The following is a 19,706-nucleotide window of genomic DNA, read 5'->3' as shown; positions in this document are numbered from 1 at the left end:
GTATTTGTAAATTTTTTGAAGAATCTTACCGCTTATTGTATTAGAATATAACGGAATGACAGAAAAAGGGACAAAAATATGCAATCAACATCAACGCCTCGTGAATTTGCCGCAATCGATCTTGGCTCAAATAGTTTTCATATGATTATTGCCAGAGTAGTCAATGGTTCAATTCAAATTCTTTCTCGTATTAAGCGACAAGTACGCTTAGCAGAGGGGTTAAATGAAGAGCGTATATTAAGTGATGAAGCCATTCAACGAGGAGTCGAATGTTTAGCATTATTTGCTGACCGCTTACAAGGCTTTGACCCTCAAAATGTAAAGGTGATTGGGACTTATACTTTACGTCGAGCGGTAAATAATACCGAATTTTTACGTCGAGCGGCAACCGTTTTTCCTTATCCTATTAATATTATTTCAGGGCAAGAAGAAGCGACGTTAATTTATTTAGGTGCAAGTCATACTCAGCCAGAAACAGGCAGAAAACTGATTATTGATATTGGTGGTGGCTCAACGGAAATGTGTATTGGAGATAATTTCTTACCTATTCGAGCAGAAAGCCGTCATATGGGGTGTGTCAGTTTTGCACAACGTTTTTTCCCTCAAGGGGAGTTAAATTCAGAGTGTTTTGAACAGGCTTATCAGCTTGCTATTGAAAAAATTGAAGATTTAGAAATGGATTATCGTACTTTGGGTTGGAAACACGTCTTAGGCTCATCAGGAACAATTAAAACGGTGAGTTGTGTATTAAGAGCAAATGGCTATAAAGATGGTTTTATTACTCAAGAACGATTACAACATTTGATTGAAAAATGCCTCACTTTTACTTCATTAAATGATATTCAACTAAAAGGATTACTTAAAGAACGTGCCGATGTTTTTGTACCTGGATTAGCAATTTTAAAAGCCCTATTTAATACTTTTCAAATTGAATCAATGCGATATTCGGATGGTGCAGTACGAGAAGGGATAATGTACAGTTTAGATGAATACGCTCAAGTTTCGGATATTCGACAACGCACTGCAGATTCATTAGCTTTACAATTTAATATTGATTTACAGCAAGCCTTAAGAGTAGAAGAGTGTGCGATACAACTCTTTAATCAAGTGCCTTTTTGGGAAAAACATTTTTTAAGAACAGAATTCTTAGATATATTGAAATGGGCGAGCCAGCTACACGAAGTAGGCATCACCATTAATCATAACAAATTTAATCATCATTCTAGTTATATTCTAAGTCATATTAATTTACCTGGTTTTGATTATGAGCAACAGCAATTACTTGCAACCCTCGTTCGTTATCATATTCAAGATATTAAGCTGAATTATATTCATAGTAGCTATCGTTACAAAAAGCGTAATATTATTACCTTATTGCGTATATTCCGCTTAGCAACCTTGTTAAGTCGCTCTCGTCAAGCAAGCGTGATACCTCAATACATTAAATTAAATATCAAAGAAAATGATTGGTATTTGGAATTTGAGCCAGATTACCTCGCTCAAAACCTGCTTGTTACGGCAGATTTAAAAGCTGAACAAAAAGAGCTACAAGCGGTAGGATTTAAGTTAGAATTTGCATAAAATTTAAGATTATACCTTTTCACAAAGGTAGGGATCAGCAAATCCCATTGATTGCATAATGTTAGCTTCGAGATTCTCCATTTCTTCGGCTTCGGCATCTACAATATGATCGTAACCCAGCAAATGTAGGGTACCGTGAACCGTTAAATGTGCCCAGTGAGACTCTAATGCGATTTGTTGCTCTTTCGCCTCTCTTTCTACGACTTGACGACAAATTACCAAATCTCCAAGCAAAGGCAATTCAATCCCTTCTGGCATTTCAAAAGGAAATGACAGCACATTGGTGGATTTATCCTTACCTCGATACGTTAAATTTAAGTGATGGCTTTCCGTTTCATCAACAAGACGAATGGTGATTTCTGTATCCGCAAAATCTTCTGTTTGCGCTTCCAAAATAAGAGCTTGTTGCACCCAATAAGTAAATTTCTCTAAAGAGGGCAGATCAGACTGATCTTCGGTTACAATTTGTAAATCAATAATTGGTATATTCATTATATAGTTAGTTTAAGTGTTAGAATAATAATCGTATAATTATATCAGCAACGTAGATGTACATTTATTTGTTTTAATTATAAAAATCAAGCGGTAGGATTTTCGCATTTTTTTGCAAAAAGTGAAAGTAATCTTACCGCTTGAATTATTTTTTTATCTATTTAACAAAAAATATACCTTTTATTGAAGAGTTGGTAGAATAATACAGTAAAAATTTATTTTGAGGAGCAAATAAAAAATGAGCTTATTTGAAGCTATTTTAAGCCTTGTTATCTTGGTTTTTGTTGGTGCGGTAGTGTCATCAGCTGAAATTTCATTGGCAGCAGCAAGAAAGTTTAAATTACAAGAGATTGCAGATAAAGGAAATCAAAAAGCCTTACAGGTTTTAAAATTACAAGAGTGTCCTGGACATTTCATTACGGTAGTACAAATTTGTTTAAATATGGTGGCAATTTTAGGGGGGATTATTGGTGAAAGTGCAATTCGTCCCTATTTGTATCAATTATTAGCACCATATAAATATATTAGTGGAATAGAAACAATTAGTTCTTGGCTATCTTTTATTGTTGTTACCGTTGCTTTTATTTTGTTTGCAGACTTAATTCCGAAACGTTTTGCGATTATTAATCCCGAAAAAGTAGCAATATTGACAGTTAGAATCGTTATGCTGTGTATTATTGTCTTTAAACCTTTAGTTTGGTTGTTTGACTATATAGCAAATAGTATCTTTCGTTTATTTAAAATATCTACTATTCGTGACGATAATATGACATCAGCGGATCTTTTTGCGATAGTTGATGCTGGAGCAAAAGCAGGGTTATTGAAAGATCAAGAACATCATTTAATTGAAAATATTTTGGATATGCAAGAACGTACTGTCACTTCAGCAATGACTACACGTGAAAATATTATCTTTTTAAATCGTTCTTTTGGTCGAGAAGAAGTGTTAGCAACCATTAAAGCAAATTCACATTCCAAGTTATTAGTTTGTAATGATAGAGGAATTGATAAAATTTTAGGTTATGTAGAAAGTCATCATTTATTAACCTTATATTTACAAGAGCAATCTGTTAAGTTAACGGATCAACGAGTATTGCGTAACGTATTATTTATTCCTGATACATTGTCGTTATACGAAGTGTTAGAGCAATTTAAACTCTCTGGTGAAGATTTTGCGGTTATTATAAATGAATATGCGTTAGTGGTTGGAATAGTGACGCTTAATGACGTAATGAGTGTTGTGATGGGAGAATTGGTTTCCAGTGAAGAAGAACAAATTATTCGTCGTGATGAAACATCTTGGCTAATTGATGGAGCAACACCATTAGAAGATATTATGCGTGCTTTAGATATTGATAACTTCCCTGATACTGAAAATTATGAAACTATTGGCGGATTTATGATGTATATGTTACGTAAAATTCCGAAAAAAACAGATTTTGTATTGTGGGATAACTATAAATTTGAAATTATGGATACTGATAATTTTAAAGTTGATCAGTTGCTTGTTTCAATTAAAAAAGAGGGCTAATTACTATAGGGTATATTTAATGTCAGATTGTAATTAAAGTTTTAGCCCCCCTCCTAGCCTCCCCCCGCAAGCAGAGGGAGGAATTTTTTGTATAGATTTGAAAATTATTTCTAGAAAACAGCTAGGAACTTCTTAAATCCCCTCCTCCGCTTGCGGGGGAGGGCTAGGGAGGGGGCATGTTTTTGGTATTAATTTTTTTGTGTTAATAGTTAAAAGTTTACGGTTACCTTGAGGGTGTATCTAGTGAATAATCGTGTTATTCCAATTTTATATGTTAGCTTAATGGGATTTATTTTTCCCATTATGCGTTTTATGAGCCTTCATTTTGATACGATCAATAATAATGCAGTACGATTTTTGTCAGGAGGCTTAGTCCTTACTTTTATCATTCTATTTAAATTTAGAGCTGAAATCAGAAAAATCATAAGTGATCCTACCTTAATCATAAAATTACTCATTTTGGGTATTTTTATGGTTGGGAATATGTATTTTTTTATTAATGGATTACAACAAACCTCTGCGGTAACAGGAAGTCTTTTTGGTATTTTAGCAATGCCTTTAGCCATTTTAATGGCAGCACTTTTTTTTGAAGATGAGCGGACTCGCTGTAAACAAAAACGCTTTTATTTAGGCGCAATAATCACTTTTTTAGGTTCTTTTATTTTTATCTTTTTTGCAAAACAACCGAATATAGAACAGAACTTTTTAATGGGAAGTTTGTTTCTTGGCATTTCTATTTTTATTCAATCCATTCAGAATATCTTTGTTAAAACCATTTCTAAACAATTACACAGTGTGGTAATCAGTGCTTCAACAGCCAGTATCGCAGGGCTTATTTATTTACTTATAGCAATTCAGACCCAAAAAATCACACAACTACAAACGGTTGAATGGTCGCTACTGATTGGATTAAGCTGTGCAGGGGTTTATGGCATATTGGTCGGAATGTTTATGTCGTTCTATATAATGTCTACACAAGGCGTTGTGATTTTTAATGTTATTCGTCTTACCGTTCCTATTTCTACTGCGATAACAAGTTATTTTATACTTGGAGAAACAATTAATATTTATCAAGTGATTGGGGCTGCGGTGGTGATTTTGGGTAGTGTTATTGTATTAAAAACAAAAAATTAGCTAAGCGATCCTTAATTATAAGCGGGTACATTTATACAAAAAATTACAAAAAGTTTGAATAATGTAACCGCTATGATTTTAGGTTTTAGACTTTCTGTCCAAATATTCTATCACTCAATTTTACATACCACGCCGCAGCTTGTACTTGAATGATATATGCCATTGCGATAACAATAGAAATTTCTGCACCTGATTCTCCAAATACGGTCATTGCAATAGCCAGTGCAATCGATAAATTTCGCATTACTGTGCCATAAACGACGGCAATGGCATCTTCTCGATTAAAAAACACCTTAGCCACAATGGTACTTAACGCGAAATTAATAACATATAAAATAATGATAGGCGTTAAATAACTGATAAGTACAGTAGGCTCTGCGGTTATGGATTTGGCTTTTAGTGCCATTGCCACAAATACAATACCTAATACTCCTAATGTTGAAAACATCGGAACTTTGGGTTTAATATTTTTTTGATAGTGTTCTTGACCAAATTTTTTTACTAAATATTTACGAGTCACTAATCCCATAAACATAGGTAAGAAAACCACAAACGTAATGGAGGTAAACACTTGTTGTACAGGAATTTCAATACTTTTTCCCATTAACCATTTGGCATATAAAGGTGTGGCAATAGAGCCTAAAATAAGTCCAAATACGGTCATTTGGATTGCTGCATTGATATTGCCTTTGGCAAACCCTGTCCAAGAAATGGTCATTCCACTGGTAGGGAGTAGGGCAACAAATAAAATGCCTAATCGAATTAAAGGTTGTTCAGGAAAGAATAGTTTTCCTAAAAAGAAGGCAATAAAAGGGATAACGGCAAAATTTAAAAATTGTGCCACAATCTGTGCTTTTAATCCTTTAGGTGATAAAACTGCTTCAAGTTTTAAGTTAATCATCATTGGATAAACCATTAAAAAAGTTAATGGGACAATGGTGATTTTTAAAAAACGCATATCAAAAATAGACCCACTGCTAATTCCCAAAATCATTACGATTGGAATTGCCCAAACTAAATTTTTTTGAATAACTGCTAATATTTTCCACATAATAAAAATTACAATCCTTAGTTAAAACACAAAATGCCACTTAGATAGTGGCATTAAAATAATGTTAATCTAAACTCTTCATTAGCTAATTTGTAATGAACCTTTAGCATTCATAATAAGATCAATCACTTCACCGCCATCAATAATATCAAAACGTGAATCAATTTGTTCTGGAGTGATATTGTTATGAACCATACAAGCCTTACAAACTAAGATTTTTCCACCTTTTTCAATGAAGGCTTCTTGTAATGCTTTTAATCCACCAAAAGGGGCACCGATATCAATATTATCAATCGTTCCCGAAATAGACATACTTACCGCATCAACCATTAAAATAATCGCTGAAGAATAACCTTTTTCTAGTGCTTTGTTTGCCAGTGTAAAAGCAACTGTCGGTTTATTTGGGTTGGTTTCATTTTCAAAAATAGTCCCAACATAATCGTAACATTTAGTCATTTTCTTCTCCTTTTAAAATTAATCTTTTAATCCTAGTTTACGCAGAATATCTGCCATTAAGCACCATTTTGTAAATCCTGACTGGAATAAGTTTGCCCCTACAAAAAAAGTGAATGCGAACCACCAAGGATTAACATAATAGCCCAAGGCAACACTTAGCATAATAAAGCTACCTGCGATAATGTGTAACATATCATTTACTTTCATTTTTTTCTCCTAAAAGTTATATTTTAAACGTGTATAGATATTAGAATTTTCTTTAAACTGTCCCCATTGGGTATGTTTATTTTTACCTCCGAAAAGATTTGCCCCTATTTCATAAAACCAATGATCATTTTGGCGATAACTAATTTTCGGTTTAATATAGAAATCTTTTTCATCGGGTGAATAAAAGGCAAAGATTGACATATTGAGTTTTTGTTGCATTGCCTGCCAATTCAAACGTAATGTCAAAGTTTGATGCCATTTATTGATAAGCAAATCAGGATTAAATGAACTCTGTTTCGCTTTTTCATAATTTTGCATTTTTTGAATTAGATATTGTCCACTTAGTGTGACATTTTGTACTAATTCGTGTTCATAACCTACCAATAAATTAAGTTGATCATTAGGAATAAACGGATTATCTCCTGCTTTTTCTTCTAGGAAATTCCAATGTGATATTTCAGAATTTGCAACACCGCCCATTAAAGCCCCTCTCACACTTGCACCAAAGGTATTGATTTTAGGGAATTTACTTTTCCCCGAAAAAGGATTAAAGGCTGTGGGTTGTGAATATAATCCGTGATAACCATATAACGCATATTCAACACCATTCAGACGTTTAGAAAGCCTTAATGCTAATGTACTATTTGATAAATTATTTTTCGGATTTTCTACTTTTACTCTCTGATTTGTGACTTTTCCTAACATCGGATTGTAATAAGCAAAACGTTCTCCACTAATGTATTCATCGCCATTGAATACGGGTATCCACGCTAAATTAATATTTGCAAAATCATTAAACCAATTAAATTTCACAGCAGGATCAGATTTTTTTAGATAACTATCATCTCTACCTGAAAGCATTGATTGCCAATCTTTACTAAATAAGTCATTAATAAAAATGTAATCGCCTGTTCCCCAAGTTAATACTTGTTGTCCTAGGCGTACACTCATTTTGTCATTTAATTTAAAATCAACAAATAGTTCTTTAAGATCTGCTTGTAAACTATGATCGTCAATATCATCAGCAATAAGATCTAATTTTGCAGATAAAAAATGCGATCCAAAGTAACGATTGGCGAAAATTTCACTGCGTATTTCAGCCAGACTTTTATCTCGATTGTTTGCAGTATGATTATGTGTAAATACACCATAATCCGCTTCAATAAAAGCCCCTATATTCCAATTACTTTTTGACGTGTCGTCATCATTCCATTCTTCTAATTCTTTCTCAATGTCAGTGGTATTTAAGCCACTGACATCTTGAGCGATTACTGTTGAAGAAACCGAGAGCAGACTACTTAATAATAATGCCCAATATGTTCTTTTCATTGTTACTTCCTTAACCATTGATTAGGTGGCATACGTAAAGCACCTTCGGTAAATACACTGTTTGGTAAATTCACGTTATATTTCACATTTCGCATTTGTGTAATGCTATAACTTTTATCATTCAGATTTTCTGCCTTAATTTGAGTTAAAGTTGGGAAACCATCCATATTTTTGATATTTGAACCTGTAATACGACGATATAATTTACCACTGTTATCATAATATTTTGCTTCACGGGGAAGATAAGTATCTTTATCAATAGCAACGGTAAAATAGTTAAATTCCACTCCTGTACGAGATTTTGGCACTGCTTTTAAAATCCATTGTTTATCTGTTTCTTTTTCAATGCTGTAACTATCTGCATTTACATCACGCCCTGAAATATCTTCATAAAAGAACGTTGAACCTACAAAACTGGTTCGTTTATCTCCAGCTGCAATACGTTTGACTAAATCTAAAGCAGGTAAATATAACCAACGATCATCCTCTTTACCCGGGTGTTTATCTACTAAGAAAGTCGTTCTTGCGACATCTGATGGCTTAGTAAACACCACAAAATATTTTTGATCGCCACCTTTGGTGACATTTTTACGCAGGATATAAAATTGACGCATTTGCTTACGTCCTTGATTATCCACAATCATCATTCTTGCTTCTGTTTTTCCATCATTAGCGGGATAAACTGCAGCTAAATTTGATTTATGAATAATTTCGTTTGCTGAAATTGCCCAAGTTGATAAGCTCATTGTTAATCCAGTTATTACTAATGCTGTATTTTTTACCATATTTGTTTTCATTGGTTTCTCCTTAATACGTTAAGTCACGTTTAAATAGTTTATTTTGTAGTGCATAGACCAAGGCTGGAATAATCACTAAGGTTGCTAAACAAGAAATTGCCATAATTGCTGCCATAAAAAATCCCACCGTTTGATAAGGTACTAATGGTGCAATCAATAATGGGGTAAATCCAAGTGCAATTACGATTGCATTACGAGCAATGGCACGGCTTGGTTCTTCAAAGACATCAATAATGCCTTGTTTCCAATCAAGTTTTAATTTATTTACTTCGTGTAAACGACTGCGTTCAATAAAGTGAATTGCAAAATCCACAGATAGCCCAAGTGTTAATGCAGATAATACCGCAACAGGCATATCATAATTTTTACCGACCCAACCAATAATGCCGTAAATCAGCATAATCGTGGTAGATAATGGGATCATCGCAATCACTCCCCACACAACAGAACGGAATAAGAACATTACCATTAGCATTGCCATTACAAAGGATGAAATTAAACTAATTAGCATTCCATTTACCATTGCATCTTGCCAAACCACATTGATATAGGTTAGTCCACTCCACTGCATTTCTAATCCTTTCGGTGTTGGATTTTTTGCAAACCAGTTATCCATATAATCAACAACTTTACTCATATCTTGGTTGTCACCTGATTTAAGTTGTAACCATATAACGGCTGATTGATAATCAGGTGTGACCATATGCCAAACTGAATTTGGGCGATGTGAACTTTGATAGGTCATAATGGCTTGAGCATTTGCATCAGCAGATAGTGGTAATACAAAATCTTTATCTTCACCACTGCGTAATTCACGGTTTACCACTTTTAATAAATCCGGTAGTGCGGTACTTTTTCCTACTAAACCAGATTGCTGTAATGCCCCTTGAACTTTTTCTAAATAAGCCAAGTTTTCAGGTTGTAAGAAGACTTGTTGTGATTGATTTACTTTTGCTACAACACTTTGAAGTTGAGTCCAAAAAGGTTCTTCAACATCATCAGCACTAAATTGATATTCAATTAAACTATCTTCAATATTCGACCAGTTAAGCGGTTGCTTTTGGATCAAATTTTGCCATTTTTGTTTAACACTATCAGGGGCATTTTTTAAGATAGGTGTAGTAAGTGCCTCAATATTTTCATCATTTTTTTGTGTATTACTGAAGCTAATATAAGCCTCATAGGTTCCTGCAAAATGCGTATTCAACACTTTATCTGCTTGACGAATAGGGTGTGATTGATTAAACCAATTCATCGGGTTATCATTGATCACGGTTTTACTAATTCCCCAACCACTTACGATCATCACAGCAACCATTAGTGATAAAATCAATTTACTATGACGCATTACCGCTTGTGGCATTTTGCGTAATACTCTAGCAGTTAATGATTGATCATCATCGTGACTGTGTAGTTTGGCTGCCATTTTATCTAGGGTTTTATCCGATAAACTGACCATATACGCAGGAATTAATGTCATTGTTAAAATAAAGGCAAGAATAATCCCAAACCCGACAAAGCTACCAAACACACGTACTGGCGGAATATCTGCTGTATTTAGAGATAAAAAACCAATTAATGATGTTAATGAAGTAAATAGCATTGGACGGAATAGATCCGTTACACATTCTTCGGCAAGTACTTTTTTGTCTTTTCCTGCTCGATAATTATCACTAAAATCAGATAACACGTGAATGGAGTCCACCACGGCAATTGGCATTAAAAATATTGGAATCATTGATGACATAATATGTACTGAAAAGCCCATTCCGATCATTAATCCCATTGTGATAATCACCGTTGCCATTGCCAAAATCATTGGAGCAGCAACCAGAGCAGGGGAGCGGAAGAAAAATAGCATTAGCACAAAAATTAATGCTGCAGCAGCAGGTGCAGAAATTGCCATTTGCAAAAACATTTCTACCCCAAAGGTATCTTCTGCAACAGGTAAGCCTGTGATATAAAATTCATCGCCTTTTTTATCAAAACCAGCCACAATATCTTGAATTTGATTATAAAGTTGATAACTTTTATCTTTAGAGGTAATAGGAATAAATAGCCCTGCTGCTTTGTTGTCACCAGAAACTAAGGTATTTTGTAGCATAGGCAATCTATCGACCCATTGACGAATTTGATCGGCTTGAGCTTGTTCGCTCGGTGGCGTTTCCATTAGGTAGTGGAAAGAAATCGCCTTTGTGCCTTCTTTTTGAATTTGAGAGATATTGTCACTAACAGGTAAACTCATTACATCTTCCACAACAACACCATCTAATGTCATTACTGCGTCAGAGAGTTTTTTAAGGTTGCTTAAACTGTTAGGATTGTAAATACCATTACTGTCCTTATCATTAACCACACCAACAACTAGCATATCTGCCAAACCAAAACGTTGTTTTACTTCATCGTGTAAAATACGTGCAGGGTGAGAATGAGGAAGCATATTTTCAGGATCGGTGTCAACATTAATACGAAACATCATTAACAATGACAATAACGTAATTAATCCTGTAATCCAAAATACCTTTTTAGGGTGATTAATTGAAAATTGCAAAATTCTTTTCTTCATCAAAAACTCCAGTTCATTTAAATATAATATCATATTTTATTGATATAAAAATAAAAGTCAAGCGGTATGATCTTTATAAAAATTTGCAAAAAATAATGAAGATGTCACCGCTTAAAAGTAAATTCTGTTATAATCCGCAACTTGTTTTTTACTGAAATGACTTGATATTGACTTTTTAGGTTTTCAATATGTATCAAGTTTTACTTTAAGCCTTATATCTTAGGTTTTGCTACGCTAAGGTACTTCGGAGGAAAATGCTATAATGAAGAAAAATGTGTTAATTATTGGTGCGGGTGGGGTTGCTCAAGTTGTGGCACATAAATGTGCTCAACATAATGATATTTTAGGTAACATTGTTATTGCCTCTCGAACCTTATCAAAATGTCAAAAAATTGCTAAGAGTGTTGAGGAAAAAAAGAGTTTTAAACTTCCTGACACAATTCAATGCTACACCTTAGATGCCTTTGACATTGAACAAACTAAAGCTCTTATTGAAAAAACACAGTCGCAAATTGTGATTAATGTTGCTCAATCTTTTCAAAATATGCCTATTTTAGAGGCGTGCATTCAAACAGGTGTGGCGTATATTGATACTGCGGTTGCAGAAGATCAAGATAAAGTTTGCCCAACACCACCTTGGTATGCTCATTATGAATGGAAACGTTTAGAACGTTGTAAAGAAAACAAAATTACTGCTATTTTAGGTGCAGGTTTTGATCCCGGTGTCGTAAATGCTTATGCAGCTTATGGGGTGACAGAGTTTGATAGTGTAGAAAGTATTGATATTATTGATATTAACGCAGGTAATCACGGAAAATATTTTGCGACTAACTTTGATCCTGAAGTGAATTTTAGAGAATTTACGGGAGTAGTTTATTCTTGGCAAAATAATCAATGGCAAACTAATCAGATGTTTGAAGTGAAACGTACCGATGATTTACCTGTTGTAGGCGTACAAAATTCTTACTTAACGGGACACGAAGAAGTGCATTCATTAGCAAAACATTTGGGGGTACCTAATATTCGTTTCTGGATGGGATTTGGCGATCATTATATTAACGTGTTTAATGTATTGAAAAATTTAGGTTTATTGTCTGAAAAACCAGTTAAAACAGCCGAAGGCGTGGAAGTCGTTCCATTGAAAGTCGTTAAAGCAGTATTACCTGATCCACCAACTTTAGCTGAAAATTATACGGGTCATACTTGCATTGGCGATCTGATTAAAGGTAAAAAAGACGGTAAAGATAAAGAAATCTTTATTTATAATACAGCAAGCCATAAAGAAGCTTATGAAGAAGTGGGAAGTCAAGGTATCTCTTATACTGCAGGCGTTCCAGCTGTGGCAGCAGCACTGTTAGTTGCTACAGGAGAGTGGGATTGTTTGGAAATGCGTAATGTAGAACAACTTGATCCTAAACCTTATATAAATTTATTAAATAAAATTGGTTTGCCAAATCGTATTAAAGATGAAAATGGGGATCGTGAATTAGTGTTTTAATTTGCAAAAAATAAAGTAAAAATAACCGCTATAAGCGGTTATTTTTTTATATAAATTTACAAAAATTATGCTATATTTTCAATCAATATATTTAACTATTCAGAGGTGATATGTTTCCAAGGTTTGAAAATCCTTTAAAGGATTATGGTTATAGAGAATGTGAACTTCTTTATTCGGAATACTCAGAAGCAACCGAAGCTTATGAGCAAAAGGAATATAAGGCGGTAATATATCATCTTTTAAAATTTATTAACAATAATGTAGCTGGTACATTAAGACTGAATAATAAAGATATTGATATAGAAATTAAACATTCTTGTATGTTGCTGAATATAAAAGTAAATAACAATGAATTTAAGGTTAAAGCCCCATTTCTGAGAATAACAGAGCAAACAAATGTGATTGCGTTATTAAGAAAAATTAGTGAATTAAATTTTAGTTCTTTGATGTTGCCTCAACTTATTTTAGAAGATGATTTACTTTATTTTTCTTATTCTTGCCCATTAGAACTTTGCGAATCTTCTAAAATATTAACGGTAATAAGAGAAATTTGTTATCAAGGGGATTACTATGCTCCAAAGTTAAAAGAAAATTATAAAGTTGATTATTTTGTCAATCCGAGTAAAAGAGATTTAACAACAAGTGAGAAAGATAAAGTATTCACATCGATTAAAAAAATATTAGATGATTATGATAAATGTATGGCATTTTTTGAAAAAGAACGCCTATCAGAATATCACTGGGATATTGTAACAATTACCTTGTTGAAATTTGAAAATATGCCTTATCTCAATGGTGTTTTAAGATCAGATTTACTTGATATTACCAGTTTAATGTATTCTGATAATCATATTGAATTTAAAGTAGATCAAGGAATGGCGTTTATTAAAGAGTTAAAAGAAAAAAGGACTCAGGAATTTTTAGAAAGTATGTATTATCAACATATTTTCTATACAAGATTAAAGAATATTAACCAAGAAACCCTAAAAGAAGAGCTAGAAAGAAATAAAGAACGATTTGAAAAATCTAAAAAAGAAGGGCGATATTTTGCTTTAACTTATGATATTTATGAGCGACTTTTAAAAATTATTTATGAATATAATATTGATGATAAAACCAGAGAAATGATTTATAAGGGATTAAATCAAATTAAAAGAAATACCGACTTTGAAGATGCATCCATAACGTTATATAACTTATACAATGAGTTAGTAAAAGGTAAGCAATATAAAAAAATGAGTATTTGGGGTTATCTTCAAATAATCGCTCTTCTTTATTTTATTACTCAAATTTTAATACCGCTGATAGGAAGATAATATGCTAAAGAATATAGAAAAATCAGTTTTTAAAATAATTACAGCAGATGGTGTAGGAAGTGGTTTTAAAATACAGGGGTATGATTTTATTATCACAAATTTTCACGTAATTGAAGGCTGTATAGAAGTTGCAGTAGAAACGTCAACACAAGATAAATATTTGGGTAAAGTCGTGATGGCTAATCCTGAACTAGATATTGCTTTTGTTTATGCTTCTGAGTTAAAAGATGAAAAAAGTTGTATTATTTTAGATAAACATATTGAAGTCCAAACAACACAAAAGATATATATTTGTGGTTTTCCTTTTGGAATGCCGTTTACGATTACAGAAGGGATTGTTTCAAACCCAAAACAACTTATTTCAAATAGATATATTTTACAAACAGATGCAGCAGTAAACCCCGGTAATTCTGGTGGTGCTATGGTAAATGAGGATGGCGTGTTATTAGCCGTAACAGCGTCTAAATTTACGAATGCGGATAATGTAGGGTTTGGAATTCGTCATATTGATCTCATTAAAGAGCTTGAAGATTATCAAGTTGATTATGATATTTATAAAGTAAAATGTCATTCTTGTGATAATTATATTTCACAAAAAATAAGTTTTTGTGATAGCTGTGGTAATGAAATTAAAAAATCAGCATTTGAAAAGTCTGACTTGTCGAGTTTGGCTATTTTTATTGAAGAGAGTTTGAAATTGTTAGATATCAATCCTGTTTTATGTAGAGAGGGGCGGGATTATTGGTCCTTTTATCAAGGACGAGCTTTAATCAGAATATTTGATAGTAATAGTGATTATCTTATTGCGACATCTCCACTTAATGAATTACCTAAATCTAATCTTAAAGATTTATTGTATTTTATAAATACAAATCAAGTTTCTCCTTTTTATTTAGGAATAAAAGACAATAAAATATATTTATCATATCGAATTCATTTATCGGATATGTTTAGTTCACAAAAAGAAAATATTCAGAATGATTTAAAAAATTTTATCTTAAAAGTAGATGAGCTAGATGATTTTTTTCATACGAAGTTTAATTGTAATTTTGCTATTGAAAGCAAAAATATGAATACATTGATGTAATATTTAAAGAAGATAAGCCAAGAATTCATACGTAGATAAAATATACCCGAAAATATGATTATATTTAGCCACTTAATCCCAGTCAAAGATAGTGTGACGGGTAAATTATAATAAGTATTAAAAAAGTTTTTATAAAAAATTGCATTATTTCATTTTTATGTTAGAATTCTACGCGTTTTAAAACACTTCTTAATGCGACCATAGCTCAGTTGGTTAGAGCACCACCTTGACATGGTGGGGGTCGGTGATTCGAGTTCACTTGGTCGCACCATTCTATAAAATCTCCTTTGTTATCTTTATCATCTTTTCTTTGCCTATTTTACATTTACTTTATGTGTTAAAAGTATTATCATTTCAAGTATTTATGTCATTTTAGTATTTTAAAAATAAATTATAGAGGGTAGGGATGCAAAACCTAGAAAAGATCGTAGATCAAGCGTTACAAGCGGTGGAATCTGCACAAGATGTTACAAGTCTTGAAAGTATTAGAGTAGAGTATTTTGGTAAGAAAGGGCATTTTACGTCGTTAATGCAAGGATTACGTGACGTGTCGCCAGAAGATCGTCCAAAAGTAGGGCAAAAAATCAATGAAGCGAAGCAACAAGCACAAGCCGCATTAAATGCGAAAAAAGAGACATTAGAAACCGAAGCATTAAATGCAAAATTATTTAGTGAAAGTATTGATGTGAGTTTACCGGGTCGTAAAACAGAACTTGGTGGTTTACACCCTGTATCTATCACGATTGATCGCGTGACCAAATTCTTTGCAGATTTAGGTTTTTCTGTGGAAAATGGCCCTGAAATTGAATCAGATTATTATAATTTTGATGCGTTAAATATTCCAAAACACCACCCAGCACGTGCGGATCATGATACGTTTTGGTTTGACGCACAACGTTTGTTAAGAACGCAAACATCAGGTGTGCAAATTCGTTCAATGGAACAAACTCAGCCACCAATTCGCATTATTGCACCGGGTCGCGTGTATCGTAATGATTACGATCAAACGCACACCCCAATGTTCCACCAAATTGAATTATTATTTGTGGATAAAAAAGCGAATTTTACTGAATTAAAAGGTTTATTACATAGTTTCTTACGTGCGTTTTTTGAAGAAGATTTAGAAGTGCGTTTCCGTCCATCTTTCTTCCCATTCACAGAGCCTTCAGCAGAAGTGGATGTAATGGGTAAAAATGGTAAATGGTTAGAAGTGTTAGGTTGTGGAATGGTTCATCCTAATGTATTGAAAAATGTAGGTATCGATCCGAATGAATACTCAGGTTTTGCTGTGGGTATGGGGGTTGAGCGTTTAGCAATGTTGCGTTATAACGTGACCGATTTACGTGCATTCTTTGAGAATGACTTACGTTTTTTAAAACAATTTGACTATAAATAAGACAGGATGAGGAAAGAATAATGAAATTTAATGAATCTTGGTTGCGTGAGTGGGTAAATCCAGCGATTACAACGGAACAATTATGCGATCAAATCACAATGCTTGGCTTGGAAGTGGACGGCGTTGAAGCAGTTGCAGATACCTTTTCAGGTGTTGTTGTAGGCGAAGTGGTTGAATGCGGTCAGCACCCAAATGCAGATAAATTACGTGTAACCAAAGTAAATGTCGGTGGCGAGCGTTTATTAGACATCGTTTGTGGTGCACCAAACTGCCGTTTAGGTTTGAAAGTAGCTTGTGCCGTTGATGGTGCCGTTTTACCGGGTAATTTTAAAATTAAGAAAACCAAATTACGTGGTGAACCATCTGAGGGAATGCTTTGTTCATTCACTGAATTAGGTATTAAAGTTGAGCAAGACGGTATTATTGAATTGCCAGCAGACGCACCTATCGGTAAAGATTTCCGTGAATATTTAGATTTAGAAGACAGCATTGTTGAAATCAGCTTAACCCCAAATCGTGCGGACTGTTTAAGTATTTCAGGGATTGCACGCGAAGTGGCGGTAGCAAATCAATTAGAAATGGTTGCACCGACATTTGAACCTGTTTCAGCGACTATTTCAGATAAAGTTGCGGTAGAAATTCACAATCCAGAGGCTTGCCCACGTTATTTAGCTCGTGTGGTTAAAAATGTGAATGTAAAAGCACAATCGCCACTTTGGTTACAAGAAAAATTACGCCGTTGTGGTATGCGTTCTATCGATCCTGTGGTTGATGTAACAAACTTTGTGTTACTGGAATTAGGTCAGCCAATGCACGCCTTTGATATGGCGAAAGTGAACGCATCAATTCAAGTACGTTTAGCAAAAGCAAATGAAAAATTAGTGTTATTAGACGGCAATGAAGTTGCATTAAAAGAAAATACCTTGCTAATTTGCGATCAAAATCAACCACTTGCAATGGCGGGGATCTTTGGTGGTAAAGAAAGTGGCGTAAGTGATACAACAACAGATATTATTTTAGAGGCAGCATTCTTTGCCCCATTAGCTATTGCTGGACGTGCAAGACAATACGGTTTACATACCGATTCTTCACACCGTTTTGAGCGTGGTGTAGATTTTGAAAATACACGCAATGCAATGGAACGAGCAACCGCATTATTATTAGACATTTGTGGTGGTGAAGCAGGTGAAATTGTGGAAGCGAAAAGTGATGAGCATTTACCAAAAGCAAATCAAGTGACTTTACGTCGTGAAAAATTAGATGCTTTATTAGGTCATCATATTGCTGATGAAACCGTTACCGATATTTTAACTCGTTTAGGTTTATCGCCAATTTTTGCAAATAATGAATGGAAAGTGACCGCTTGTAGCTGGCGTTTTGATATTGAAATTGAAGAAGATTTAATTGAAGAAGTCGCTCGTATCTACGGTTACAATAGCATTCCAAATAATGCACCATTAGCTCATTTAAATATGAATGAACACCGTGAGTCAAATTTAGATTTAATGCGTGTCCAAATGGCATTAGTGGATAGCGATTACCAAGAAGCGATCACTTATAGCTTTGTCAATCCAAAAACACAGGCATTATTACACCCAAATCAAGAAGCAATAGTATTGCCTAACCCAATTTCAGCGGATATGTCAGCAATGCGTTTATCCTTGTTAAGTGGTTTGTTAGAGGCGGTTGTTTATAACCAAAAACGTCAGCAAAGTCGAATACGTCTGTTTGAAACAGGGTTACGTTTTGTGCCTGACGAAAATGCAGAAATGGGGATTCGCCAAGAGCAAATGTTAGCGGCGGTTATTGTTGGTGCGAAACATAATGAACACTGGACGGGTAAATCAGATAACGTTGATTTCTTTGATTTAAAAGGCGATTTAGAGCGTATTTTATCATTAACAAATAAAGCGAAATCAGTGCGTTTTGTGGCTAAAACTTATGATGCGTTACATCCAGGTCAATCAGCAGCGATCTTAATTGATGAAAAAGAAGTGGGCTTTATCGGTACAGTACACCCGAAAGTCGCACAAAAATTAGATATTTCAGGTACAGCAGTCGTCTTTGAGATTTTATGGTCAGCGATTGATGAGCGAGCAGTCACACAAGCAAAAGAAATTTCTAAATTCCCAGCAAATAAACGTGATATTGCGATTGTGGTTGATCGTAATGTTGCCGTGGCAGATATTTTATCTACTTGCCAAAAAGTAGGTGGAGAAAAACTAATTGCGGTAAATCTTTTTGATGTTTATCAAGGTGAAAATATTGGTAGCGATAAGAAGAGCTTAGCAATTAGTCTAACGGTTCAAGATACTTCAAAAACCCTTGAAGAAGAAGAGATCAATGCTGTAATTAAAGCAGTGTTGAGTGAACTTGAACAATGTTTTGGTGCATATTTGAGAGATTAAGTTTGAGGAGCTTAAATTATGACATTAACTAAAATTGAAATGATAGAACATATTATTAAACAACTTGAATTAGATAAAAAAACAGCAAGAGAGTTTGTTGAACAGTTTTTTGAAGAAATTCGAGTTGCTCTTGAAAAGGGAGATGAAGTGAAATTATCAGGATTTGGTAATTTCAGAGTACGTGAAAAAGAAGCAAGACCAGGTAGAAATCCAAGAACGAGAGAGCCTGTAGCAGTTTCTGCTCGAAGAGTGGTTACCTTTAAACCAAGTCAAAAGCTTAAAGATCGAATTGAAGAGGCTAACAAGTAAAGACGGTGCATTATTTTTATAGAATAACTTATATGCGATTACTAAGTTTTTATAAACTTATTATATTAATAATGTTAAGTTTGTGTTTAATTAGCTGTTCAGCAGAACCCAGCTTTTCAAATGAAACTTATATAGTCAATAAGCTTGTTAAACAGCATCGTATTTGGAAAGGAACACCTTATCGTTTAGGGGGAAATACTCCTCAGGGAGTGGATTGTTCTGGACTTACTGCTGCTATTTTTAAAAATTCTTTTGGTATTCATTTACCAAGAACGACCAAATTACAAGCAAAAACGGGTGCTTATGTTCCTAAAAAATATTTGCAAGCGGGGGATTTGGTTTTTTTTAAGACAGGACGAGGACCTTTTGGAAATCACGTTGGTATTTATGTAAAAAATGGGCATTTTTTACATGCATCGTCTAAAAAAGGCGTGATATATTCAAATTTAAATTCGCCTTATTATAAAAGAGTATACTGGCAAGCCCGACGTTTACAGTAAAAAATATGAAGTAGATCACAAAGTTAAACATTTTATATAGTTATTGTT

At 33.9% G+C, this 19,706-nt stretch carries 17 protein-coding genes and 1 tRNA gene; 11 read left to right on the top strand and 7 right to left on the bottom strand.

Annotation, left to right across the window (positions count from 1 at the left end; translation table 11 throughout):
- Window positions 1-78 precede the first annotated feature (78 nt).
- Complete coding sequence (ppx, locus tag U9966_RS07970) at window positions 79-1,581, top strand: exopolyphosphatase (protein WP_306347612.1); 1,503 nt, start codon at window positions 79-81, stop codon at window positions 1,579-1,581.
- A gap of 9 nt (window positions 1,582-1,590) precedes the next feature.
- On the opposite strand, the gene ybeY is transcribed toward ppx, so the two are convergent.
- Entirely contained in the window at window positions 1,591-2,073 is a 483-nt protein-coding gene (gene ybeY, locus U9966_RS07965) for an rRNA maturation RNase YbeY (protein WP_306347613.1), read from the bottom strand.
- A 238-nt stretch (window positions 2,074-2,311) separates the two neighbouring features.
- On the opposite strand from ybeY, the gene paeA reads away from it, so the two are divergent.
- Window positions 2,312-3,604 carry a polyamine export protein PaeA gene (gene paeA / locus U9966_RS07960; protein ID WP_306347614.1) on the top strand — a complete coding sequence of 431 codons (1,293 nt, stop codon included), beginning with the start codon at window positions 2,312-2,314 and terminating at the stop codon, window positions 3,602-3,604.
- Between the two features lie 243 nt (window positions 3,605-3,847).
- Entirely contained in the window at window positions 3,848-4,738 is an 891-nt protein-coding gene (locus U9966_RS07955; RefSeq protein WP_306347615.1) for a DMT family transporter, read from the top strand.
- Between the two features lie 85 nt (window positions 4,739-4,823).
- Here U9966_RS07955 and U9966_RS07950 read toward each other — a convergent pair whose 3' ends face one another.
- From U9966_RS07950 to U9966_RS07925, 6 genes are all read right to left on the bottom strand, one after another.
- Window positions 4,824-5,789, bottom strand: a complete 966-nt coding sequence (locus tag U9966_RS07950; RefSeq protein ID WP_306347616.1) for an arsenic resistance protein — start codon at window positions 5,787-5,789, stop codon at window positions 4,824-4,826.
- 81 nt (window positions 5,790-5,870) lie between these two features.
- Complete coding sequence (locus U9966_RS07945; RefSeq protein ID WP_306347617.1) at window positions 5,871-6,245, bottom strand: DsrE family protein; 375 nt, start codon at window positions 6,243-6,245, stop codon at window positions 5,871-5,873.
- 18 nt (window positions 6,246-6,263) lie between these two features.
- Entirely contained in the window at window positions 6,264-6,452 is a 189-nt protein-coding gene (locus U9966_RS07940) for a YgaP family membrane protein (protein ID WP_211597454.1), read from the bottom strand.
- 9 nt (window positions 6,453-6,461) lie between these two features.
- The gene (locus U9966_RS07935) at window positions 6,462-7,781 is read right to left on the bottom strand and encodes a DUF1302 family protein (protein WP_306347618.1); all 1,320 of its coding nucleotides are present in this window, start codon (window positions 7,779-7,781) and stop codon (window positions 6,462-6,464) included.
- Between the two features lie 2 nt (window positions 7,782-7,783).
- Window positions 7,784-8,578 (bottom strand): outer membrane lipoprotein-sorting protein, encoded by a 795-nt coding sequence (locus U9966_RS07930; RefSeq protein ID WP_306347619.1) that lies wholly within the window; start codon window positions 8,576-8,578, stop codon window positions 7,784-7,786.
- A gap of 10 nt (window positions 8,579-8,588) precedes the next feature.
- On the bottom strand, window positions 8,589-11,144 hold the full coding sequence (locus U9966_RS07925; protein WP_306347620.1) for an MMPL family transporter: 2,556 nt from the start codon (window positions 11,142-11,144) through the stop codon (window positions 8,589-8,591).
- A 262-nt stretch (window positions 11,145-11,406) separates the two neighbouring features.
- Between U9966_RS07925 and U9966_RS07920 the strand changes: the two genes are divergently transcribed.
- The 8 genes from U9966_RS07920 (at window position 11,407) to U9966_RS07885 (ending at window position 19,658) form a co-directional block, all read left to right on the top strand.
- On the top strand, window positions 11,407-12,642 hold the full coding sequence (locus tag U9966_RS07920) for a saccharopine dehydrogenase family protein (RefSeq protein ID WP_306347621.1): 1,236 nt from the start codon (window positions 11,407-11,409) through the stop codon (window positions 12,640-12,642).
- Between the two features lie 110 nt (window positions 12,643-12,752).
- The gene (locus U9966_RS07915) at window positions 12,753-13,958 is read left to right on the top strand and encodes a type III secretion system chaperone family protein (protein WP_211597460.1); all 1,206 of its coding nucleotides are present in this window, start codon (window positions 12,753-12,755) and stop codon (window positions 13,956-13,958) included.
- Between the two features lies 1 nt (window position 13,959).
- A complete protein-coding gene (locus U9966_RS07910) occupies window positions 13,960-15,045 on the top strand; it encodes a serine protease (protein WP_306347622.1) in 1,086 nt (361 codons plus the stop codon).
- A 194-nt stretch (window positions 15,046-15,239) separates the two neighbouring features.
- A tRNA-Val gene (locus U9966_RS07905) sits at window positions 15,240-15,316 on the top strand.
- 135 nt (window positions 15,317-15,451) lie between these two features.
- Window positions 15,452-16,441 (top strand): phenylalanine--tRNA ligase subunit alpha, encoded by a 990-nt coding sequence (gene pheS / locus U9966_RS07900; protein WP_306347623.1) that lies wholly within the window; start codon window positions 15,452-15,454, stop codon window positions 16,439-16,441.
- A 20-nt stretch (window positions 16,442-16,461) separates the two neighbouring features.
- Window positions 16,462-18,849, top strand: a complete 2,388-nt coding sequence (pheT, locus tag U9966_RS07895) for a phenylalanine--tRNA ligase subunit beta (RefSeq protein ID WP_306347624.1) — start codon at window positions 16,462-16,464, stop codon at window positions 18,847-18,849.
- A gap of 18 nt (window positions 18,850-18,867) precedes the next feature.
- The gene (locus U9966_RS07890; RefSeq protein WP_306347625.1) at window positions 18,868-19,158 is read left to right on the top strand and encodes an integration host factor subunit alpha; all 291 of its coding nucleotides are present in this window, start codon (window positions 18,868-18,870) and stop codon (window positions 19,156-19,158) included.
- A gap of 32 nt (window positions 19,159-19,190) precedes the next feature.
- On the top strand, window positions 19,191-19,658 hold the full coding sequence (locus U9966_RS07885) for a C40 family peptidase (RefSeq protein ID WP_306347626.1): 468 nt from the start codon (window positions 19,191-19,193) through the stop codon (window positions 19,656-19,658).
- The last annotated feature ends 48 nt before the right edge of the window (window positions 19,659-19,706 follow it).

The organism is Pasteurella atlantica, from assembly GCF_963693435.1.
Lineage (GTDB): Bacteria > Pseudomonadota > Gammaproteobacteria > Enterobacterales > Pasteurellaceae > Phocoenobacter > Phocoenobacter atlanticus.
This window is presented reverse-complemented; position numbering and strand designations above follow the sequence as displayed.